The following is a 16245-nucleotide window of genomic DNA, read 5'->3' on the forward strand; positions in this document are numbered from 1 at the left end:
TCCAGGACCCGAAGATCCTCGCGAAGCTCCGTACGCTCGAGGTCGGACAGTCCCCTGCGGGGGGCTGGAACACCTTCCTCCGTGAGACCACCGCTGAGTACTCCAGCCGCAATTCGTGATCATGTACGAGGTGTCCGGTCGTCGGCAGCCTGCCCGTGGCGGATGTCCCGTCTCATCGACCTTGAGCGATCTCATCGAACCCTGGCTGGGTTGCCGGGTGGGCCTGCGTCAGTACTGGGTGGGACGCATCCGGATGGACGAGGAGAGTCGAGATGGGCAAGGCAGTCATGGGTGCAGTCGTCTCGCTGGACGGCTTCATGGCCGACGACCACGACGGGGTCGGGCCACTGTGCGACTGGTACGGCAACGGAGACGTCAGCTGGTCCTTCCCCGGCGGTGACGAGGAGTGCCGGACCACTCAGGCTTCGGCCGACTTCAGGCGTACCCACTGTCGCGACGTCGCCTGCGTCGTCGTCGGCCGGCGGCTGTTCGACCTGACGAACGGATGGAACGGCAAGCCCGCCGCAGGCGAGCACGTCTTTGTGGTCACCCACGAACCGTCGGCGAACTGGGAGCATGCCGGCGCCGCCGTTCACGTTCGTCGACAGCGTCGAGGCGGCCATCGACGCCGCCCAGCGCTACGGACCGGATCGTTGACGTGTCCGGCGGCCAGATCGGTGGACAGGCCCTGCGGCTCGGCCTCATCGACCAGGTCGTCGTCAATGTCGTCCCCGTTGTGTTCGGTTCGGGCCGCCCGTTCTTCGCGACGGGCGCGTTGGCTCATCCGATCCTGCTCGACAACCCTTCGCAGGTCATCTGCGGAGACCGCGTGACGCACCTCGTCCACGACGTGGCGAAGAACTGAGAACTCCTCTCATGTGGGCTGACGACGACCGGTGGTCTGCGGCTGTGGGGATCGTGGAGCCCATGGCGCCGCATGAGTTGTGGGAGCTCTTCCAGCGAGTGGTGCCCGAGTTGCCTTCACGGCCGCGGGGCGGCGGCCGACGGCGGTACGCAGACCGGGAGGTGCTGGCGGCGATCATCTTCGTCGCCACCTCCGGCTGCTCCTGTCGGCAGCTTCCTCCTCCGTTCGGACCGTCGGATCCGACTGCTCACCGCCGATCGACGCGCTGACGGAAATTCCCTACCGTCGTGGCCGGAAAGGGCGCAGACTCGTCTCATGGCTGACATGGGGTCGTTCCGGGAGGCGGTCGCCGCGTGGGCGGCCGGTGGCCCCGGCGACCCCGCGCGCGAGCTGGCCGCGCGGCTGCCCGTCCGGGCAGCCGTCCTACTCGAAGGGCCGAGCGACGCTGCAGCGGTCAGCGCGCTGGCCGCGAGTCGCGACCGGAACCTGGAGGCCGAAGGAGTCTGCGTCCTGCCGATGGGCGGTGCGATGAGCGTCGGGCGCTTCGCCCGCCTCCTCGGGCCACCCGGCCTGGGCCTCCGCCTCACGGGACTGTGCGACGAGGCGGAGCGTCGCTACTACGCCCGCGGCTTGGAGCGGGCCAAGGCAGCACAGCAAGGGTTCTTCGTCTGCGCGGCGGATCTGGAGGACGAGCTCATCCGCGCGCTGGGCGTGACACGGGTGGAGGAGCTCGTCCGGGCGGAGGGCGACCTGCGCGCCCTGCAGAGCTTCCTGCGCCAACCCGCACAGCGGGGCCGCACCTCGCAGCAGCAGTTGCGGCGCTTCCTCGGCACGAAAAAGGGGCGCAAGATCCGCTACGGCCGTGTCCTCGTCGAGGCCCTCGACCCCGCCCGCATACCCGCCCCACTCGACGGCCTGCTCACCAGCCTCTGACCGCTGGGCGACGTTGATTTCGGCAGAGGTGAGACGGTGTGCGTGGAGTGTGTGCGCTCCAACGAGCGCTGCGTCATGGTCAATGAGGCCCAGCAGAATTTGCCGCACGGGTTCAGTTGATCCATCGGTGTTCCTAGTCCTTCTTTGTCGCCTCACACCAGCAGGCCAACCGACGGCTCAGTGATCGTTCTCTCAAGGGGCGGCAGATCGTCACGCCCCGGCCCCGTGTGACTCCGCCACCTGTAGGTGCCGCTGCTCTGACGTCTGCTGTCGCCGCACGGTTTTGGCCTTGTCGAGGTGCCCGTACACCGGCGACCTCGGCACGCCGAACAGGCGCACGGTGATCTGCGGGTCCCGCTTGCGGGGACCGGTCAGGGTCTGGGTGTCCTCAAGCACCCGGTACTGGCCGCGTTGCCCGGGGGGTTTGGCCGCGTCCCGTTCCGCGATCTGCTGGACGGTCTTCTCCCGGGCGTCGTAGAGCTGCTGGGCGAGCGCCGCCTGGTCCTTGGTGAGCTTGGGCCGGCGTCCGCCGACCCGGCAGCGGGCCCGTGCGGAGGCGAGCCCGTCGTTGGTGTTCGCCACGATCAGTTCACGCTGGAGCTCGGCGAGCACGGACAGCATCCCGAACATCGCCCGGCCCTCCATTGTGGAGGTGTCGATGCCCTGCTCGATGACGTGCAGACCGATCCCGCGCTCGCGCAGGTCGGCGCCGAGGGGCACCAGGTGCAGTACGGAGCGGGAGAGTCGGTCGAGCCGGGTGACCTTCAGTGTGTCGCCCTCGCGCAGCAGCTGCAGGACGAGGTCGAGCTTCGGGCGGGATGCCTTCGCGCCGCTCGCGGTGTCGACGTGGATGTTGTCGCGGTCGACGCCGGCCCGCAGTAGGGCGTCGATCTGATGATCATGATTCTGGTCGGCGGTGGAGACACGCGCGTAGCCCATGAGCACGTGTCGGAATCCATCGGCCGGACCGTTCACCGACGTTGATTTCCGACGCGGGTTGTCGACGCTGCCCACCTGCGGGTTCGTGATCACGGGCCTGAGTGTCGGCAGACGGTCGTTTCTCGACACCCGAGCGAGTCTGGCGAGCGCCAACCTTGCGCGGCTGGGCCCCTCTCGGTGTCGGGCTGCTGGCGCCGCAGTGCATGCCTTGCCGAATGGTCGACGTAGAGGGCTATAGTGCTAGGCAACTAGATAAATGGAGGAACCGGTGATTGAGTTCCACCTGAACGGCCGGTCCGGCCTGTCCCCGTACCAGCAGCTGGTCCAGCAGGTGCGCCATGCACTGCGCCTGGGCCTGCTGAAGGAGGGGGACAGGCTGCCGACGGTCAAGGACGTGGCGAAGCAGATGGCGGTCAACCCGAACACGGTGCTCAAGGCCTACCGGGAGCTGGAGCACGACGGTCTGGTGGCCGCCCGTCCCGGCGTCGGGACATTCGTGACCCGGACGCTGGCCGACGCCACGCTCGCCGCGCACGGACCGCTCCGCAAGGACCTGCAGCGCTGGCTGACCAAGGCCCGCCTGGCCGGGCTCGACGAGGAGAGCATCGAGGCGCTGTTCATGACCACCTTTCGTGACGCCGCCGGAGAGGACGTAGCGTGAGCGCTGTCTTGCGAGCCCAGGGCCTGGGCAAGAGGTACAAGCAGCGCTGGGCGCTGCAGAACTGCGACCTGGATGTCCCCGCCGGCCGGGTGGTCGGCCTGGTCGGCCCCAACGGCGCCGGCAAGTCGACCTTGTTGAACCTGGCCTCCGGCATGCTGACCCCGACAGCAGGCACCATCGAGGTGTGCGGTGGCCGTCCTGCTGCGGGAGTGGAACAGCTGGCCAAGGTCGGTTTCGTCGCCCAGGACACCCCGATCTACGCCGCGCTGAGCGTCGCCGACCACCTCGACTTCGGCAAGCGCCTCAACCCGAACTGGGACGACGGCCTGGCGCGGGACCGGATCCGTCGCCTCGGTCTGGACCCCAAGCAGCGGGCCGGCAAGCTGTCCGGCGGCCAGCGCGCGCAGCTCGCTCTCACCCTGGGCATCGCCAAGCGCCCGGAGTTGCTGATCCTGGACGAGCCGGTCGCGGCGCTGGACCCGCTCGCCCGCCGGGAGTTCATGCAGGACCTGATGGAGGCCGTCGCCGAGCACGAGCTGAGCGTCGTGCTCTCCTCCCACCTGGTCTCCGATGTGGAGCGGGCCTGCGACTACGTCATCGTGCTGGTCGACTCCCGGGTGCAGGTGGCCGGCGACATCGACGACCTCGTCGCCTGCCACCACCGGCTCACCGGCCCGCGCCGGGACCCGGACACGCTTCCGGCCGGTCAGCACGTCATCACCGCCAGCCACACCGACCGGCAGACCACCCTCCTGGTGCGCACCGACACCGCGGTCCACGATCCGTCCTGGACCGTCAGCCTGCTCGGTCTGGAAGACATCGTGCTGGCCTACATGACCCGGCCCGCCGATGCGGTTCGTGACACCCGACCCGCGCTGGAGGTACTCCGATGATCTGGCTGACCTGGCGCCAGTTCCGCACCGAGGCCGCCGTGATGTTTGCCGCGGTGGCTGCCCTCGCCACCACCCTCGCGGTCACCGGCCCACAACTGGCCGACCTCTACCGAGCTGCCGGCAGCAGCCTGGTGGACCGGCTCTCCAGTTCGGACCAGACCGTCTACTACGCCGGACTGGTGGTTGTGCTTGCCGTGCCGGCGGTCATCGGGATGTTCTGGGGCGCGCCGCTGGTCTCCCGTGAACTGGAGACCGGCACCCACTACCTCGCGTGGAACCAGGGCGTCACCCGCACGCGCTGGCTGGCGACCAAGCTGGGCCTTGGTGCGGCGGCCGCCATGACCGCTGCCGGACTGGCCGCACTCGCAGTGAGCTGGTGGAGCAGCCCCATCGACCGGGCTGTCAACGGCGGTGGCGCGACAGACACGTACTTCCCGCGGCTCGACCCCGTCGCCTTCGCCGCACGGGGTGTCGTCCCCATGGCCCATGCCGCCTTCGCCTTCGTCCTGGGCGTCGCCCTCGGCCTCGTCATCCGCCGCACCCTGCCCGCGATGGCAACCACACTCGCCGTCTACGCCGCCGTCCAGATCTCCGCGCCGATGTGGATCCGGCCCCACCTGGCCGCCCCGGACCGGACCACCGTGCCGATCGAGCCCGGCGGCGCCCCCATCAGCATCCAGGAGGGCGCCAAACAGATCGTCGCGCACCCCGAAGTGCCCGGTGCCTGGGTCACCTCCCAACAGACGCTGAACGCCGCCGGTCAGCCGGCCCCCGTGCCGTCGTCCTTCGCCGACTGCCTGCACACCGAGTCGGGCCCGCCCACCCTGCAGCAATTCGAGCGCTGCATCGCCGACCTCGGCGCCCTGGGCTACAAGCAGCAGGTGACGTACCAGCCCGCCGGCAACTTCTGGGCCCTTCAATGGGCCGAGACCGGGCTCTTCCTCGGCCTCGCCCTGGCCCTGACCGGGTTCTGCGTCTGGTGGATCCGCCGCCGACTGACCTGACAGACGCCAGTCCCCCTATGGGAGCAACCGCGCGGGGCAGCCGGGTCCCGGCTGCCCCGCGCGGCGTCGACAGGGTCCTCTCACCATTCAAGATCAATCTCGCCGATATTGGCTGTCCCGTTGGCCCCAAGGCCGTCTTCCGCCCGGTCCTGGGGCGCCGTCTGCGTCGTCCGGTGGTGTCCGGGGGCCGGGCAGGGTGGCCGCGGCGAAGTTGAGGCGGGCGGCCATGCCGAGCTTCACCTCTCCGTACGGGCGAACGTGGGACCAGAACAGCGAGGTCAGCCCGCGCCGGTCGGCAGGTGTGAGCAGGTCGGCCCACACTGGCTCGCCGAGGACGTCCTGGAGCATCAGGGTGTTCACATAGACCAAGGCGGATTGAAGGATCCGCAGGCACAGGACGAACATCTCCTGTTCCGCGCCGGTTCGAGTCGATCTCGCCGCCCTTGCCGTAGGCGATCACGCTGTTGGCGCCGTTGGAGGACTCCATGACGTTCAGGCCCTCCTCCATCTCGCGCTGGATGTCGCGCAGCCGCAGGTAGCGGGCGACGAAGATGGTCTTCTGGGCGCGGCCGACAGACAGGAGACCAGCAGGCCCCGGGACGTTTTGATTGCCACCGGTGTCGGGGTGTCGGCGCTGTCGCCGTGCTCGGCGAGGATCGTCATGAGCTGGGCGAGACCCTCAGTGTCGTCGTTGATCCTCGCTCTGGACAGCAGGGAGCCGGTGTCGGCGACCACGACGACGTCATGGTGGTCACTTGCCCAGTCGATGCCGCAGAACACACTCAATCTGGTTCACGCCCTCTCGGTTGGTTAGCGTGATTCGGCTGGTCACAGCCATGCGGGGCACGCGTCTCCCTCATGGCAGGGCTCGGTGGCCCGTCATCCGATCAGCCGTTCGTGACCCCAGCGACCCGCAAGGTCCTCAGTCTTGGAGAGAGCTCGGTGGCTTGCGAACATGTCAGAGGTGGCCCCTGCGAGCGGCTCGGACCACGACGATCAACGGTCCGATCATGTGATCGGTCACGTTGTCGACGGCGAGCGCCAGCACCCGCCAGTCTTCTTTGAGGGCTTCTGCCCTGATCAACGGAGGACGTCGTACTGACGCCGGCCGTCGGCAACGTGCCGGGGGACAGCGGGAGATGCTGTCGGCTCGACTCTGCATTCAAGGGGTCCAGGCCCCGGAACCCACCGACGAGTTCGACATCAACTCCTGCCACCCAGCGGGGTGGGAACCATCGAGCCGCTCCATCTTGAAGCGCTCACGGCTTGGGTGATGTCGAGGCTTCTCCGGCTCCCACCGCTGCCCATGAGGAACCCACCGAGACGGTCAGACGACCGTGGTAGGAATTCCCGCCCCATAGGGGCGGGGAGCGGAGGCCAAGAAGGTGTTGGCTGCGGCGTGCCGACATGCGGGCCTCGACGGCGTTGGCGCGTCTCTGATCCGCCTGGGTGAGAACGCGCTGTTCCGGCTCGTGGCACATCCGGTGGTGGTGCGCATCGCGCGGTCGACGAAATACCCGGAGCCGGCGCGGGGTGATGTTCGGGTATCGCGCTGGCTCTCGGATGAGGGCTTCCCGAAGGTCGCCACGGCTGAGCAGCTGCGGCAGCTGGTGCTGGCGGGGAGGGCGGATGCGCAGACCTCCGTAACGCGGGCGTCAGTCACCACCTTTGCCGACGGAGCCGGTCGCCCGCCGCGCGGCCGCCCGCCCAAGCAGCGGGTGCTGCCGGTGAGGCTGCGCGATGTGGGGCATCTGCGCGGCTGGAAGAAGGAGGTGGCGTTACCGGTTGCGGGCACGTTCACCGCTTCGGCGAGGGGGAGCCTGCGTGCGGACGTTGTCCTGGCGGCGCCGGATTCTCGCTCCTGCGCAAGCGGGTGCTCCTCGCTTCATAACCTGTCGGTCGCTGCTGGAGTGCTGCTCCAAGATCAGCGATGAAGCGGGTCTGGTTCAACTGCATCGCGTCCCGCAAGCACATCTGAAGGACCGCCGCCAAGGTCAGGGTGTGCTCGACGGTGCCCAGCTCTACGGATGGTCCGCACCGACAGAACCGGATCGACAGGCGGCACCAGCTCTGCGGTGGCGACTTCTACGAGGTGTGCCGGAGCGTTGACGGCTTTCAAGGCAGTCACGTACTCGATGACCTGGGCGTGGGAGAGCACGGGAACCCTTTGGCGCAGGGTGTGCATGGCATGAATCCGTCCGCGATCGGCCGCTACCGCCCGGACTTCATCGTGCAGATCGTTCACCACAGTCCGTATGACCTGCCCTCGAATACGGACTCGGTAGTCCGCCTCCCACGCGTCCGTTACTGCGGAGATGACACCGATCTGGTGCAGACTCCCGTCGAGGCGGTCAACCAGGTACGGCCCATTCCCGGCCAGCATGAAGTCCGGATTCCGGGTGCGCAGGTACTCCTCGGACGTCCAGGAGACGATCCACACCAGCTCGTGCTGCTCCACATGTGCCACAGCCATGCGCATCGGGTCCAGCCCCGCCGACAACTCCCTCTGATAGTCGCGTTCCAGCTCTTCTTCAACGATCCGAACCGCGGCATCTTGCTCAATCACGCGTGCAAACGGGCTCTCCACGGTCTCTGCCGTCGGACGGGGTTCGCAGGCTGCCATGGGTTGGGGATCGCGCTGGCCCGGTATCGAGTAGTTGGCCCAACCGCGCATGATCTGAGTGAGTCTGATCAGCACGGCGGCGAGTGGACACGTCCCGGCTTTGTCAGGGCCGCTCTCGCCCTTACTGGTATTACCCGGATCAGGCTGCCCTCAGCTTCAACCCGGCTGCTGCGACAGCGGGTTGGTGCGGGCCTTCCACCTCCACTCGAACCAACAGCGGCTCACGGCGCAAACAGAAGTTGAGCCAGAACCCGAGATCGGACAGCACTTGTTCACCAGATCGGGAGTCACCTGGTCCGCTCTCTCGAATCGAAATACTCACGAGTTCGGACAGCACAGGCACTTCTGAGCCGGGCCGACGCGGTGGCTTAGGGTCTCCGACATGACCAGAACTACGCCGCCGCGCCCGGTGCACGTCGAGGAGCTCTTCCCGAAGCTGGGCGCGTTCCGGGGTGTGACGACCCGACTGCACCCGCGGCCGGGGCGTCCGGACGCGTCGGTCAGCTCGGTCGGCGGTCCTCTGCTGTGGCCGGCCGACGAACCGTGGCCGGTGTGCACCGAGCCGCACAAACGCAGCCGTGGGTACCGCATCGCGGACATCCATCGCAGGCGACAGCTGCTCACGGACGCCTGGGCCCGTGACCAGCCCACCGACGACGAACGGGTCCTGCTCACGGAGCTCGGCCGCAAGCATCGCGTCCCGGACGTCGCCGACGCCGATCCGATCCCGCTGATCGGCCTGGTCCAGCTGTACCGACGGGACGTGCCCGGCCTCACGCCGGGCCCGGACGGCTGCGATCTGCTCCAGGTGCTCTGGTGCCCGTTCGAGGCACATGGCCCAAGCCGCTACGGCCTGGCCCTGCACGTACGCTGGCGCCGTTCCGACCAGGTTGCCGTGCCGCTGGACGCTCCGCCGCAGCCGCCGCTGGTCGGCTTCGAGGGCTCGATCGCCGAGCCATGCGTGCTGCACCCCGAGCACGTCGTCACCTACCCGTACGCCGGCTCGCTGCCGGCCAGGCTGGGCGCCAGGATCGACGCCTGGGAGGAGGCCCAGGAACGGAAGGCAGAGAAGGACGGCCTGGACGACGAGCTGGTCACCTACCACCACGATCTGTCGATTCCGCAGGGTTGCCGGGTGGGTGGGTTCCCCTCCTGGCACACGACCGACCCCTACCCGATGAACTGCGAAGCCTGTGCTGCACCGATGGTCCTGCTGCTGACCGTCGACAGCCGCGAGTGGGACGGCGCCAACGGCAGCTGGATGCCTACTGAGGAGTGGGACGTCGCAGGGCACCTGCGGGACCGCTGCCCCACGAAGCTCACGATCGGCCGAGACGGTCTGCTGAACATTTTCGCCTGCCCCACCGAGCCCGGGCACCCAAACCGATGGAGCATCCAATAGGCGGGGCAGAGCTTCTCGGACCGGTGCTGTCACCTGCCGTGAACATCGAACAGGACGCCGCACAGGTGCCTCCCAAAATGCTGAGCAATTGCTGTCCAACTCGTGGACAGAGCCAACCTCCCGTAGCGACGTCAGATACGTCTGCGGGCAGACCCATTGTCAGTGCGGTGCGCTTCACTGTCCGCCATGGAGCTCACGCAATCGACGCTCAACGACCTGCTGGCCCGGCTCGCCGCCCCGGGCGGGTCTCTGCACCTGCCTCTGGACATCGACCCGCATATGCTCGTCGAGTCGCTGGCCGATCGTCACGGGGCCCCGCGCACCCTCGCCCTGGACGGCTTCTCGGATCCGACCGTGGACGAGTCCTGCGGCGCGGCTCTCCTAGCCCTCCTCGAAGGCCGGGGCGTGACAATACGGGCATGGGCGTACGGGGATCAGTGGATCGGCGCCGGGACCGCGCGGGACGCGGAAGGCGTCGTCCGGCCGGTGCTGGCGACCGCGCCGCGGCGGACGCAGGCGCTGCCCGCGGGGGCGCCTATGGGGGCGCTCGACCAGGACGAGGACTGGGTCGAGCGGCTCATCGGCATCACCGGCTGGACCCCGCCCCCGCGACGGCCGGACGTTTGCTGGGCGCAGACCGAGGCGCGCCTGGGCACGCGCCTTCCCGGCGACTACAAACGCATGGTGGAGACGTTCGGGACCGGCGCCTTCGACGCGTACCTCGCCCTGAACCAGGAGCCGTGGACCGACCTCAGGGAGGACGGCCTGCTCATCTGGGCGGGCACCGAGCACGAGGACCTGTACTGCTGGCGGACCGACGACGGCGACCCCGACCGCTGGCCCGTCGCGGTCCAGACCTTCGACGGCCAGGTCGTCCCCTTCGACTGCCCGGCCGCGGAGTTCGTCTGTCGCATCCTCCTCGACCCGCACCACCCGTTCACGATGGCCCACTACTTCGACACCCACTGGTTCATGAACTACCGGGAGAGCGAGTGACGCCCCCGCCGCCAACGGCATCCGCAGCTCGGTTGGCGGCGCCTACGGGGAGCAGGGCAACATCCCGGATCTGCATCTGCCACCGCAGACTCGCCAGATGATATGAGGTCGTAGCTGTTTGGCGTGCATCAGAACTCGGTGTCGTTCGGCCACGGCGTTATGTCAGAATCCGGAGCATGTCAGTGCGATACCCGCGGCCCCTGCGTCCCGGTGACCGTGTCGGAGTTACCGCTCCGTCGAGCGGAGTCGCGAAGGAACTACGTGAGCGACTCCATGTCGCAGTTCGTGACGTGCAGGACCGCGGGTACGAGGTCGTCGTCGGACAGTGCATTGACGGCTCCGGGCACGTCAGCGCTTCGGCCGCCGACCGCGCGAGCGAGTTGATGTCGATGCTGACGGATCCCACCATCAGAGCCATCGTGCCGCCATGGGGTGGAGAGACCGCGATCGACCTGATACCGCTGCTCGACTGGGACCGGCTGCGGCAGGCAGAGCCGACCTGGCTCGTCGGGTTCTCCGATATTTCGACCCTTATCACACCGCTGACTCTGCTCACCGGGACCGCGACGGTCCACGGCAACAACCTCATGGACACGCCCTATCGCGTGCCTGAGGGGCTGCTGTCGTGGCTCGACATCGTCGCCGCACCTCCGGGGCACCGGCTCACCCAGATCCCGCCAGGTCGCCACCGGGCCACCGGCTTCGACGACTTCGCCGCCTTCCCCGACATACGTGAGTACACGCTCGACTCCCTGGGCGCCTGGACCCGGCTCGACGGCGGCGGTGACGTGGAGGCCGAGGGGAGACTGGTCGGCGGCTGCATCGAAACGCTCTGCAATCTTGCGGGTACGGCCTACCTCGACGTCTCGGCCTTCGCTCGCAATGAGTCCCCGGATGGGCTTCTCGTGTATGTGGAGGCAGCCGGTCACGACGCCTTTACCATCTGCGGGAACCTGCATGGCTTGAGGCTCGCTGGGTTCTTCGACCGGGCGAACGCGATTCTCGTCGGGCGAACCAACGCACCGGACAACCGCTCCCTCAGCCAGCACGAGGCCGTCCTGGACGCACTCGGTTCTCTCAACGTGCCGATCGTCGCCGACATCGAGTGCGGCCATGTCCCGCCCTACATGCCGATCGTCAACGGAGCGTACGGCCGCATCGTTCATTCATCGAGCCGGAGCGAACTGACGCAGACCTTGGACTGACGCGCCAGGCCGGTCGCCAACCGCTGACGGAACTTGAGCGGTTCAATTGCGTGTCTCCCCCTCCACGGTGTGCTTCCTTGTCCAGTCGGCGCGGGGGCTTTTGCAGGTCGGACGCCGGGTCATCATGGTGACAAGTGCCCAGTTCAGGTGGGCCAAAGATTCTCTGTACCAGCTCGCTGAGGGCTGCCCGGGCCGAGTTCGGCTGGTGGCGACGTCACCACCGGGCGCCGCGCGCAGACCACCCTCGCCGACCGGCTCTTGGCGGCGTTCCTCCACCACCACCTCGCCCTGCCGCAGGTCGCCATCGCCACCCTGTTCGGCGTCCGCCCAGAGACGATCAACAGACGCCTGCGTGAGGTCCTCCGCCGCCTTCTCGAGCAGTCCGGCCGAACCATCGAACCCGCCGAACGCCAACTCGCCGGCCTGGACTGCCTGCACGCCATCGTGCGCACCGCAGGAATCAGCATCCCCGAAGAGATCAAAACTGCGGGTCATTGATCTGCGAGCCATGAACGCAGCGGCGTTGCCGAGCTCATTCTTGAAACGATCAGTTGGCGCACCGTCCACCCGGACGGGACCGATCCCCGCACGTACGGGCAGCCGCAGGTGCTCCGGTCGATCGACCCGTACCCGGGTGTGCGAGGTTCACGGGGTCGCGGGGTCGTGCACCGGCGACCCGTCGGTGTGGGCGCCGTGCCGCCGGTGGGTGCGCACCCGGCGGCGTCCGAGGAGCAGATCCCGTACGACCGGTGCCAGGACGGCGCCGAGCATGGGGGCCAGTAGATAGACCCACAGGAAGCCGGACTGTCCGGCGGCCAGCGCCGGGCCGAACTGGCGGGCGGGGTTGACGCTGCCGCCGGTGCTCGTGCCCAGCAGGACGATGGACAGGCCGACGAGGAGGCCCACCAGATAGGGGATGAAGCGCGTCAGCCGGTGCACCGACAGGAACAGTCCCACCAGGAGCACGATGACACCCATGGACGCCGTCTCCGCCAGGAAGAGCCCCGTGGCCGACCAGCCGGGGGCGGGCTGCAGGGCGGCGTAGGCCACCGGGGGAGCGCTGGTGACGCTGCCCCACACGCCCCGCGCCGCGAGCACACCGAGCAGGGATCCGGCGAGCTGGGCCACGATGTAGGGCGTCACGGCCGCGCCGGGGAAGACCCCGAAGCGCCACATGGCCAGGGAGATCGCCGGGTTCATGTGCCCGCCGGACTGCTTGCCGGGAGGGCTGAGGATGAGCCCGGTGACGAGGAGGCCGACGGCCACACCGACGACGAGCAGCTTCAGGTGGATTCCGGGGATCGCGTCGGAGACGGCGGACGGGCCGATGACCCAGCGCACGAGGGTCGTCACGCCGAACAGCAGGACGAAGGTCAGTAGGAACTCCTGGGCGCTGTGCCGGAAGGCCGAGGAGGGTGCGGTGATGTCGTTCATGACGGTGGCTTCCTGTACGGGGGCTGGGAGGGAGGCGCTCCGCGCCGGCGGGAATGTGTGTGCCCGCCGGCGCGAGAGGTGGAGGGCCTGGGTCAGGTCTCCACGCCCTGCGCGGTGCCGGGCCCGCTGATGCCGCGGGAGCGCGGTGCAGGAACTTCCGGGTGAGCAGGCCGCTGCCCGTACCGAGGACGAGGGCTACCAGGGCCGTCGCCGTCGTTCTGCACCCACGCGCCGTTGTGGGCCTTGACGGTGAGGGCGACGGTCATCACGCCGACGGTGATGAGGGCTGCCGGCGGGCTGAGTGTCCCGGCGGCAGCCGCAGGCCGCCGCCGATCAGGCCCCGGCCCGCGGCGACCGCGGTGAGGCGGCCGCCGCGGAAACCGTCATTGCGGAACTCCTCGACGCCTCCCTCCGGACCGCGGCCGCCGAGCAGGAAACTGACTCTCTGTATGCCGTGTCCGGCGATGGGCAGTCCGACCGTGAGCCAGACGATGAGCAGTCCGGTGTCCCACGACGTGCTCCTGATGTGCTGTGCGCGGATTCCCGGGATCAGAGGACGAAGCAGGTGTCGAAGATCTCGGTGGGTTCTTCGGGGGTGAATCCGCGCTGAGCGCGCCACTGGCGGTGCTGCTCGGATTCGGCGACGGCCTGGCCGAGGAGTTCGGCCTGGCGGGCGCCGGAGATGCTGGGCTTGACGGTGGCCTGGTAGCCCCCGAAGTGGGCGACTGGGCTCCATTGCGGGCTGATCGCGGGGAGCTCCTCCTCCAGGCCCTCGTATGCGCCGGCGGCGTAGACGATGCGGCCGCCGACGACGGTCAGCAGCGACTCGATGTGCGGGATGTCCTGCTCCGGCACGGTGAAGAAGTCGTCGGAGAGGACGGCCAGGTCGCCGTAGTAGCCCGGGCGCAGGACGCCCTTGACGTCGTCCTCGCCGGTCAGCTTCGCGCCGCCCTGGGTGTAGAGGGCCAGTGCGGTCTCGCGGTCGACGCGGTTGCCGGGGGAGTGGATGGTCAGGTCGCCGACGGTCTTGCCGGAGACGAGCCAGTGCAGGGCGACCCAGGGGTTGTAGGAGGAGACGCGGGTGGCGTCCGTGCCGGCTCCCACGGTCAGCCCGCGCTCCAGCATGGCCCGTACAGGTGGGGCCTGCTCGGCAGCGGCGGCGCCGTAGCGGCGGACGAACGCCTCGCCCTGGAAGGACAGCCGGTTCTGGATGGACAGTGCCCCGCCGAGCGCGGCGATGCGGTCCAGACTCTCCGGGGTGACGGTCTCGGCGTGGTCGAACAGCCAGCGGTTGCCGGCCGGGAACAGCCCCTCGGCGGCGAGCTTCTCGAAGACCGCCAGGTCGCGCCGGATGGTCTCGTCGTAGGTGGCGTGCAGGCGGAAGCCCCAGCCGTTCTGCGACAGCAGGCGGACGGCCTCCTCGAACTCGGCTTCGTAGGTGGCGAGCTGGGGGCGGGGTTCGGTGAAGTTCTCGAAGTCGGCCGCCGCCCAGGTGAGGTTCTCGCCCGCGCCGTTGAGGCGCAGCCACTCGTCGCCGTCGCCGGGCGGGACCATCTCGATCCAGCGCTTGAGGTCGTCGATTTCCTGGCCCACGGTCTGGGGGAAGAGGTGGTAGGCGATCCGCAGGGACAGCCTGCCCTCCTTGGCCAGGTCGGTGACGGTGCCGTAGTTGTCGGGGAAGTTCTGGAAGCCGCCTGCGGCGTCGATGGCCGAGGTCAGGCCGAACCGGTTGAGCTCGCGCAGGAAGTGCAGCGTGGAGGTCTTCCTGTCCTCGCCCTCCAGCATCGGGGCCTTGGCCAGCGTCGAGTACAGGAGCATTGCGCTGGGCGCGGCCAGCAGGAGCCCGGTGGGTTCACCGTCGTGGCCGCGGACGATCTGCCCGCCCTTGGGGTCGGGGGTGTCCTTGGTGAACCCGGCGGCCTTCAGCGCGGCGCGGTTGAGGATCGCGGACTGGTACAGGTGCAGCACGAAGACGGGGGTGTCCGGGGCCGCCGCGTTCAACTCCGCGACCGTGGGCAGGCGGCGTTCGGCGAACTGGTCCGCGGTCCAGCCGCCCACCACCCGCACCCACTGCCCCTTGGGGGTACGGCCCGCCTGCTCGCGCAGCATCGCCAGCCCCTGCCGCAGCGACGGCACGCCGTCCCAGCGCAGTTCCAGGACGTAGTTGAGTCCGCCGCGGATGACGTGCAGGTGTGCGTCGTTGAGGCCGGGGACGACCCTGCGGCCGAGTGCGTCGACCACCCGGGTCCGCGGCCCGACAAGCGGTGCGACATCGGCGTCGTCGCCGACGGCGGTGATGCGGCCGTCCCGGATGGCGACCGCGCCGGCCTGCGGGCGGGCGGGATCGGCGGTGTGGACCTTCGCATTGCGGACCACTATGTCCGCAGGGTCGTCGGTGGCGACGGGGACCAGCCCGCCGACGGGAATCGTAGCCATGGGAATCTCCCGAAAGTAGGTCAAGGGGTGTGGGGTGGGGTTGCGGTGGGCGCTTTGCGGCCGCGGGGCCTGGACGGTCGCCTGCGGCGTTCGGTCCGCTCACGCGCTGCGGGACTCCGCCGCGGGGATGCGGAGGAGTACGAGGGCCGTGGCCGCGACGCTCACGGCGCTGATGAGCAAGGGCCAGCCCAGTCCGTGGTGCAGCACGAGCGAGGCTCCCAGCAGGGCACCGGCGAGCATGGCGAGGACCGCGATGATGCGGCGGGCGGCCCCGCGGTTGGTGCCGCCCGCGAGCGAGGAGTCGAAGGCCAGCCCGGTGACGGTGAGGGTGAGCACGGTGGTGGTCATGTCGGGCACCGCCAGCTTGCGTATGGTGCCGTTGCGTATGCCCATGGCCACCGCCGTCAGGACGATCAGCGGGTAGCGCGCCTGGTGCGGGACGGCGAACGCCACGGCCGCGGCAACGAGCAGGAGCACCGCCTCGACGGCCAGGGAGATGCAGAGCCAGCGGTGGGGCGGATACTGACGCAATGCCAGTGTCAGGCGTCCCGCGACGACCGCTCCACCGAGGAACGCCGCGAGGGAGACCAGGGACGCGAGAAGCGAGAAGCCCGGAGCCCCGGCCGCGGCGAACGCGATGATGACGACGTTGCCGGTCATGTTCGCGGTGAAGACCTGGCCGAGTCCCAGGTAGCTGATCGCGTCGACGAGTCCGGTGACGACGGTGAGCGCGGTGAGTGGGACGCGCAGTCGATCGCCGTGGGCCGGTGCGTGCCGGGGACCGTGGTTGTCGGGGGTGCTGCCGTTCACGGCGGGTGGGGCTCCTTCGAGCGGTGCGCTGTGCCGCTGCCCGG

General features: G+C 69.0%; 16 protein-coding genes and 3 pseudogenes. 10 read left to right on the top strand and 9 right to left on the bottom strand.

Annotated features, from left to right (window positions below):
- The first annotated feature begins 658 nt into the window (after positions 1-658).
- The 3 genes and pseudogenes from ACWCP0_RS34665 (at position 659) to ACWCP0_RS34675 (ending at position 1798) form a co-directional block, all read left to right on the top strand.
- Positions 659-865, top strand: coding sequence for a hypothetical protein (locus ACWCP0_RS34665; RefSeq protein WP_451082727.1), 207 nt, complete (start codon positions 659-661; stop codon positions 863-865).
- A gap of 11 nt (positions 866-876) precedes the next feature.
- Positions 877-1128: pseudogene (locus ACWCP0_RS34670) on the top strand (transposase); the annotation flags it as partial.
- 52 nt (positions 1129-1180) lie between these two features.
- On the top strand, positions 1181-1798 hold the full coding sequence (locus ACWCP0_RS34675; RefSeq protein ID WP_451082728.1) for a TOPRIM nucleotidyl transferase/hydrolase domain-containing protein: 618 nt from the start codon (positions 1181-1183) through the stop codon (positions 1796-1798).
- Between the two features lie 210 nt (positions 1799-2008).
- On the opposite strand, the gene ACWCP0_RS34680 is transcribed toward ACWCP0_RS34675, so the two are convergent.
- Complete coding sequence (locus tag ACWCP0_RS34680) at positions 2009-2830, bottom strand: recombinase family protein (RefSeq protein WP_451082729.1); 822 nt, start codon at positions 2828-2830, stop codon at positions 2009-2011.
- 163 nt (positions 2831-2993) lie between these two features.
- Here ACWCP0_RS34680 and ACWCP0_RS34685 point away from each other — a divergent pair, with 163 nt between their 5' ends.
- The 3 genes from ACWCP0_RS34685 to ACWCP0_RS34695 are packed head-to-tail and all read left to right on the top strand — an operon-like array spanning position 2994 to position 5295.
- The gene (locus ACWCP0_RS34685; RefSeq protein WP_451082730.1) at positions 2994-3398 is read left to right on the top strand and encodes a GntR family transcriptional regulator; all 405 of its coding nucleotides are present in this window, start codon (positions 2994-2996) and stop codon (positions 3396-3398) included.
- Positions 3395-4291 carry an ABC transporter ATP-binding protein gene (locus tag ACWCP0_RS34690; RefSeq protein ID WP_451082731.1) on the top strand — a complete coding sequence of 299 codons (897 nt, stop codon included), beginning with the start codon at positions 3395-3397 and terminating at the stop codon, positions 4289-4291. The genes ACWCP0_RS34685 and ACWCP0_RS34690 overlap by 4 nt, the downstream gene beginning before the upstream one ends.
- Entirely contained in the window at positions 4288-5295 is a 1008-nt protein-coding gene (locus ACWCP0_RS34695; protein WP_451082732.1) for a transporter, read from the top strand. The genes ACWCP0_RS34690 and ACWCP0_RS34695 overlap by 4 nt, the downstream gene beginning before the upstream one ends.
- 93 nt (positions 5296-5388) lie before the next feature.
- Here the strand turns inward: ACWCP0_RS34695 and ACWCP0_RS34700 are convergent.
- Together ACWCP0_RS34700 and ACWCP0_RS34705 are read right to left on the bottom strand one after the other, a co-directional pair.
- Positions 5389-5875 (bottom strand): annotated as a pseudogene (locus tag ACWCP0_RS34700) (Tn3 family transposase).
- Positions 5851-6081, bottom strand: a pseudogene (locus ACWCP0_RS34705) (IS110 family transposase); the annotation flags it as partial. The pseudogenes ACWCP0_RS34700 and ACWCP0_RS34705, both read right to left, overlap by 25 nt.
- A gap of 599 nt (positions 6082-6680) precedes the next feature.
- Here ACWCP0_RS34705 and ACWCP0_RS34710 point away from each other — a divergent pair.
- Complete coding sequence (locus ACWCP0_RS34710; RefSeq protein ID WP_451082733.1) at positions 6681-7229, top strand: hypothetical protein; 549 nt, start codon at positions 6681-6683, stop codon at positions 7227-7229.
- On the opposite strand, the gene ACWCP0_RS34715 is transcribed toward ACWCP0_RS34710, so the two are convergent.
- Positions 7220-7993 carry a YrhB domain-containing protein gene (locus ACWCP0_RS34715; RefSeq protein ID WP_451082734.1) on the bottom strand — a complete coding sequence of 258 codons (774 nt, stop codon included), beginning with the start codon at positions 7991-7993 and terminating at the stop codon, positions 7220-7222. The two genes, ACWCP0_RS34710 and ACWCP0_RS34715, sit on opposite strands and share 10 nt — an antisense overlap.
- 307 nt (positions 7994-8300) lie before the next feature.
- Here ACWCP0_RS34715 and ACWCP0_RS34720 point away from each other — a divergent pair, with 307 nt between their 5' ends.
- The 3 genes from ACWCP0_RS34720 (at position 8301) to ACWCP0_RS34730 (ending at position 11521) form a co-directional block, all read left to right on the top strand.
- Positions 8301-9320, top strand: a complete 1020-nt coding sequence (locus ACWCP0_RS34720; protein ID WP_451082735.1) for a hypothetical protein — start codon at positions 8301-8303, stop codon at positions 9318-9320.
- Positions 9321-9506: 186 nt separating this feature from the next.
- Positions 9507-10316: an SMI1/KNR4 family protein gene (locus ACWCP0_RS34725; protein ID WP_451082736.1), complete on the top strand. Its 810-nt coding sequence runs from the start codon at positions 9507-9509 to the stop codon at positions 10314-10316.
- A 176-nt stretch (positions 10317-10492) separates the two neighbouring features.
- Entirely contained in the window at positions 10493-11521 is a 1029-nt protein-coding gene (locus ACWCP0_RS34730) for a S66 family peptidase (protein ID WP_451082737.1), read from the top strand.
- 42 nt (positions 11522-11563) lie between these two features.
- Here ACWCP0_RS34730 and ACWCP0_RS34735 read toward each other — a convergent pair whose 3' ends face one another.
- From ACWCP0_RS34735 to ACWCP0_RS34755, 5 genes are all read right to left on the bottom strand, one after another.
- Positions 11564-12088, bottom strand: a complete 525-nt coding sequence (locus ACWCP0_RS34735; protein ID WP_451082738.1) for a hypothetical protein — start codon at positions 12086-12088, stop codon at positions 11564-11566.
- Between the two features lie 78 nt (positions 12089-12166).
- Positions 12167-12955 carry an MIP/aquaporin family protein gene (locus tag ACWCP0_RS34740; RefSeq protein ID WP_451082739.1) on the bottom strand — a complete coding sequence of 263 codons (789 nt, stop codon included), beginning with the start codon at positions 12953-12955 and terminating at the stop codon, positions 12167-12169.
- Positions 12956-13047: 92 nt separating this feature from the next.
- Positions 13048-13221: a hypothetical protein gene (locus ACWCP0_RS34745; RefSeq protein WP_451082740.1), complete on the bottom strand. Its 174-nt coding sequence runs from the start codon at positions 13219-13221 to the stop codon at positions 13048-13050.
- Between the two features lie 283 nt (positions 13222-13504).
- The gene (locus tag ACWCP0_RS34750; protein WP_451082741.1) at positions 13505-15391 is read right to left on the bottom strand and encodes an amidohydrolase; all 1887 of its coding nucleotides are present in this window, start codon (positions 15389-15391) and stop codon (positions 13505-13507) included.
- Positions 15392-15490: 99 nt separating this feature from the next.
- The gene (locus tag ACWCP0_RS34755) at positions 15491-16201 is read right to left on the bottom strand and encodes a YoaK family protein (RefSeq protein ID WP_451082742.1); all 711 of its coding nucleotides are present in this window, start codon (positions 16199-16201) and stop codon (positions 15491-15493) included.
- Positions 16202-16245: the final 44 nt, after the last annotated feature.

Source organism: Streptomyces sp. NPDC001970 (genome assembly GCF_053594115.1).

What these genes read in the sequence shown, in the direction of transcription:
- ACWCP0_RS34750 (WP_451082741.1), bottom strand. Translation starts at nt 15,391, where the DNA reads ATGGCTACGATTCCCGTCGGCGGGCTGGTCCCCGTCGCCACCGACGAC.
- ACWCP0_RS34745 (WP_451082740.1), bottom strand. Translation starts at nt 13,221, where the DNA reads ATGACCGTCGCCCTCACCGTCAAGGCCCACAACGGCGCGTGGGTGCAG.
- ACWCP0_RS34675 (WP_451082728.1), top strand. Translation starts at nt 1,181, where the DNA reads ATGGCTGACATGGGGTCGTTCCGGGAGGCGGTCGCCGCGTGGGCGGCC.
- ACWCP0_RS34720 (WP_451082735.1), top strand. Translation starts at nt 8,301, where the DNA reads ATGACCAGAACTACGCCGCCGCGCCCGGTGCACGTCGAGGAGCTCTTC.
- ACWCP0_RS34685 (WP_451082730.1), top strand. Translation starts at nt 2,994, where the DNA reads ATGGAGGAACCGGTGATTGAGTTCCACCTGAACGGCCGGTCCGGCCTG.
- ACWCP0_RS34740 (WP_451082739.1), bottom strand. Translation starts at nt 12,955, where the DNA reads ATGAACGACATCACCGCACCCTCCTCGGCCTTCCGGCACAGCGCCCAG.
- ACWCP0_RS34695 (WP_451082732.1), top strand. Translation starts at nt 4,288, where the DNA reads ATGATCTGGCTGACCTGGCGCCAGTTCCGCACCGAGGCCGCCGTGATG.
- ACWCP0_RS34725 (WP_451082736.1), top strand. Translation starts at nt 9,507, where the DNA reads ATGGAGCTCACGCAATCGACGCTCAACGACCTGCTGGCCCGGCTCGCC.
- ACWCP0_RS34730 (WP_451082737.1), top strand. Translation starts at nt 10,493, where the DNA reads ATGTCAGTGCGATACCCGCGGCCCCTGCGTCCCGGTGACCGTGTCGGA.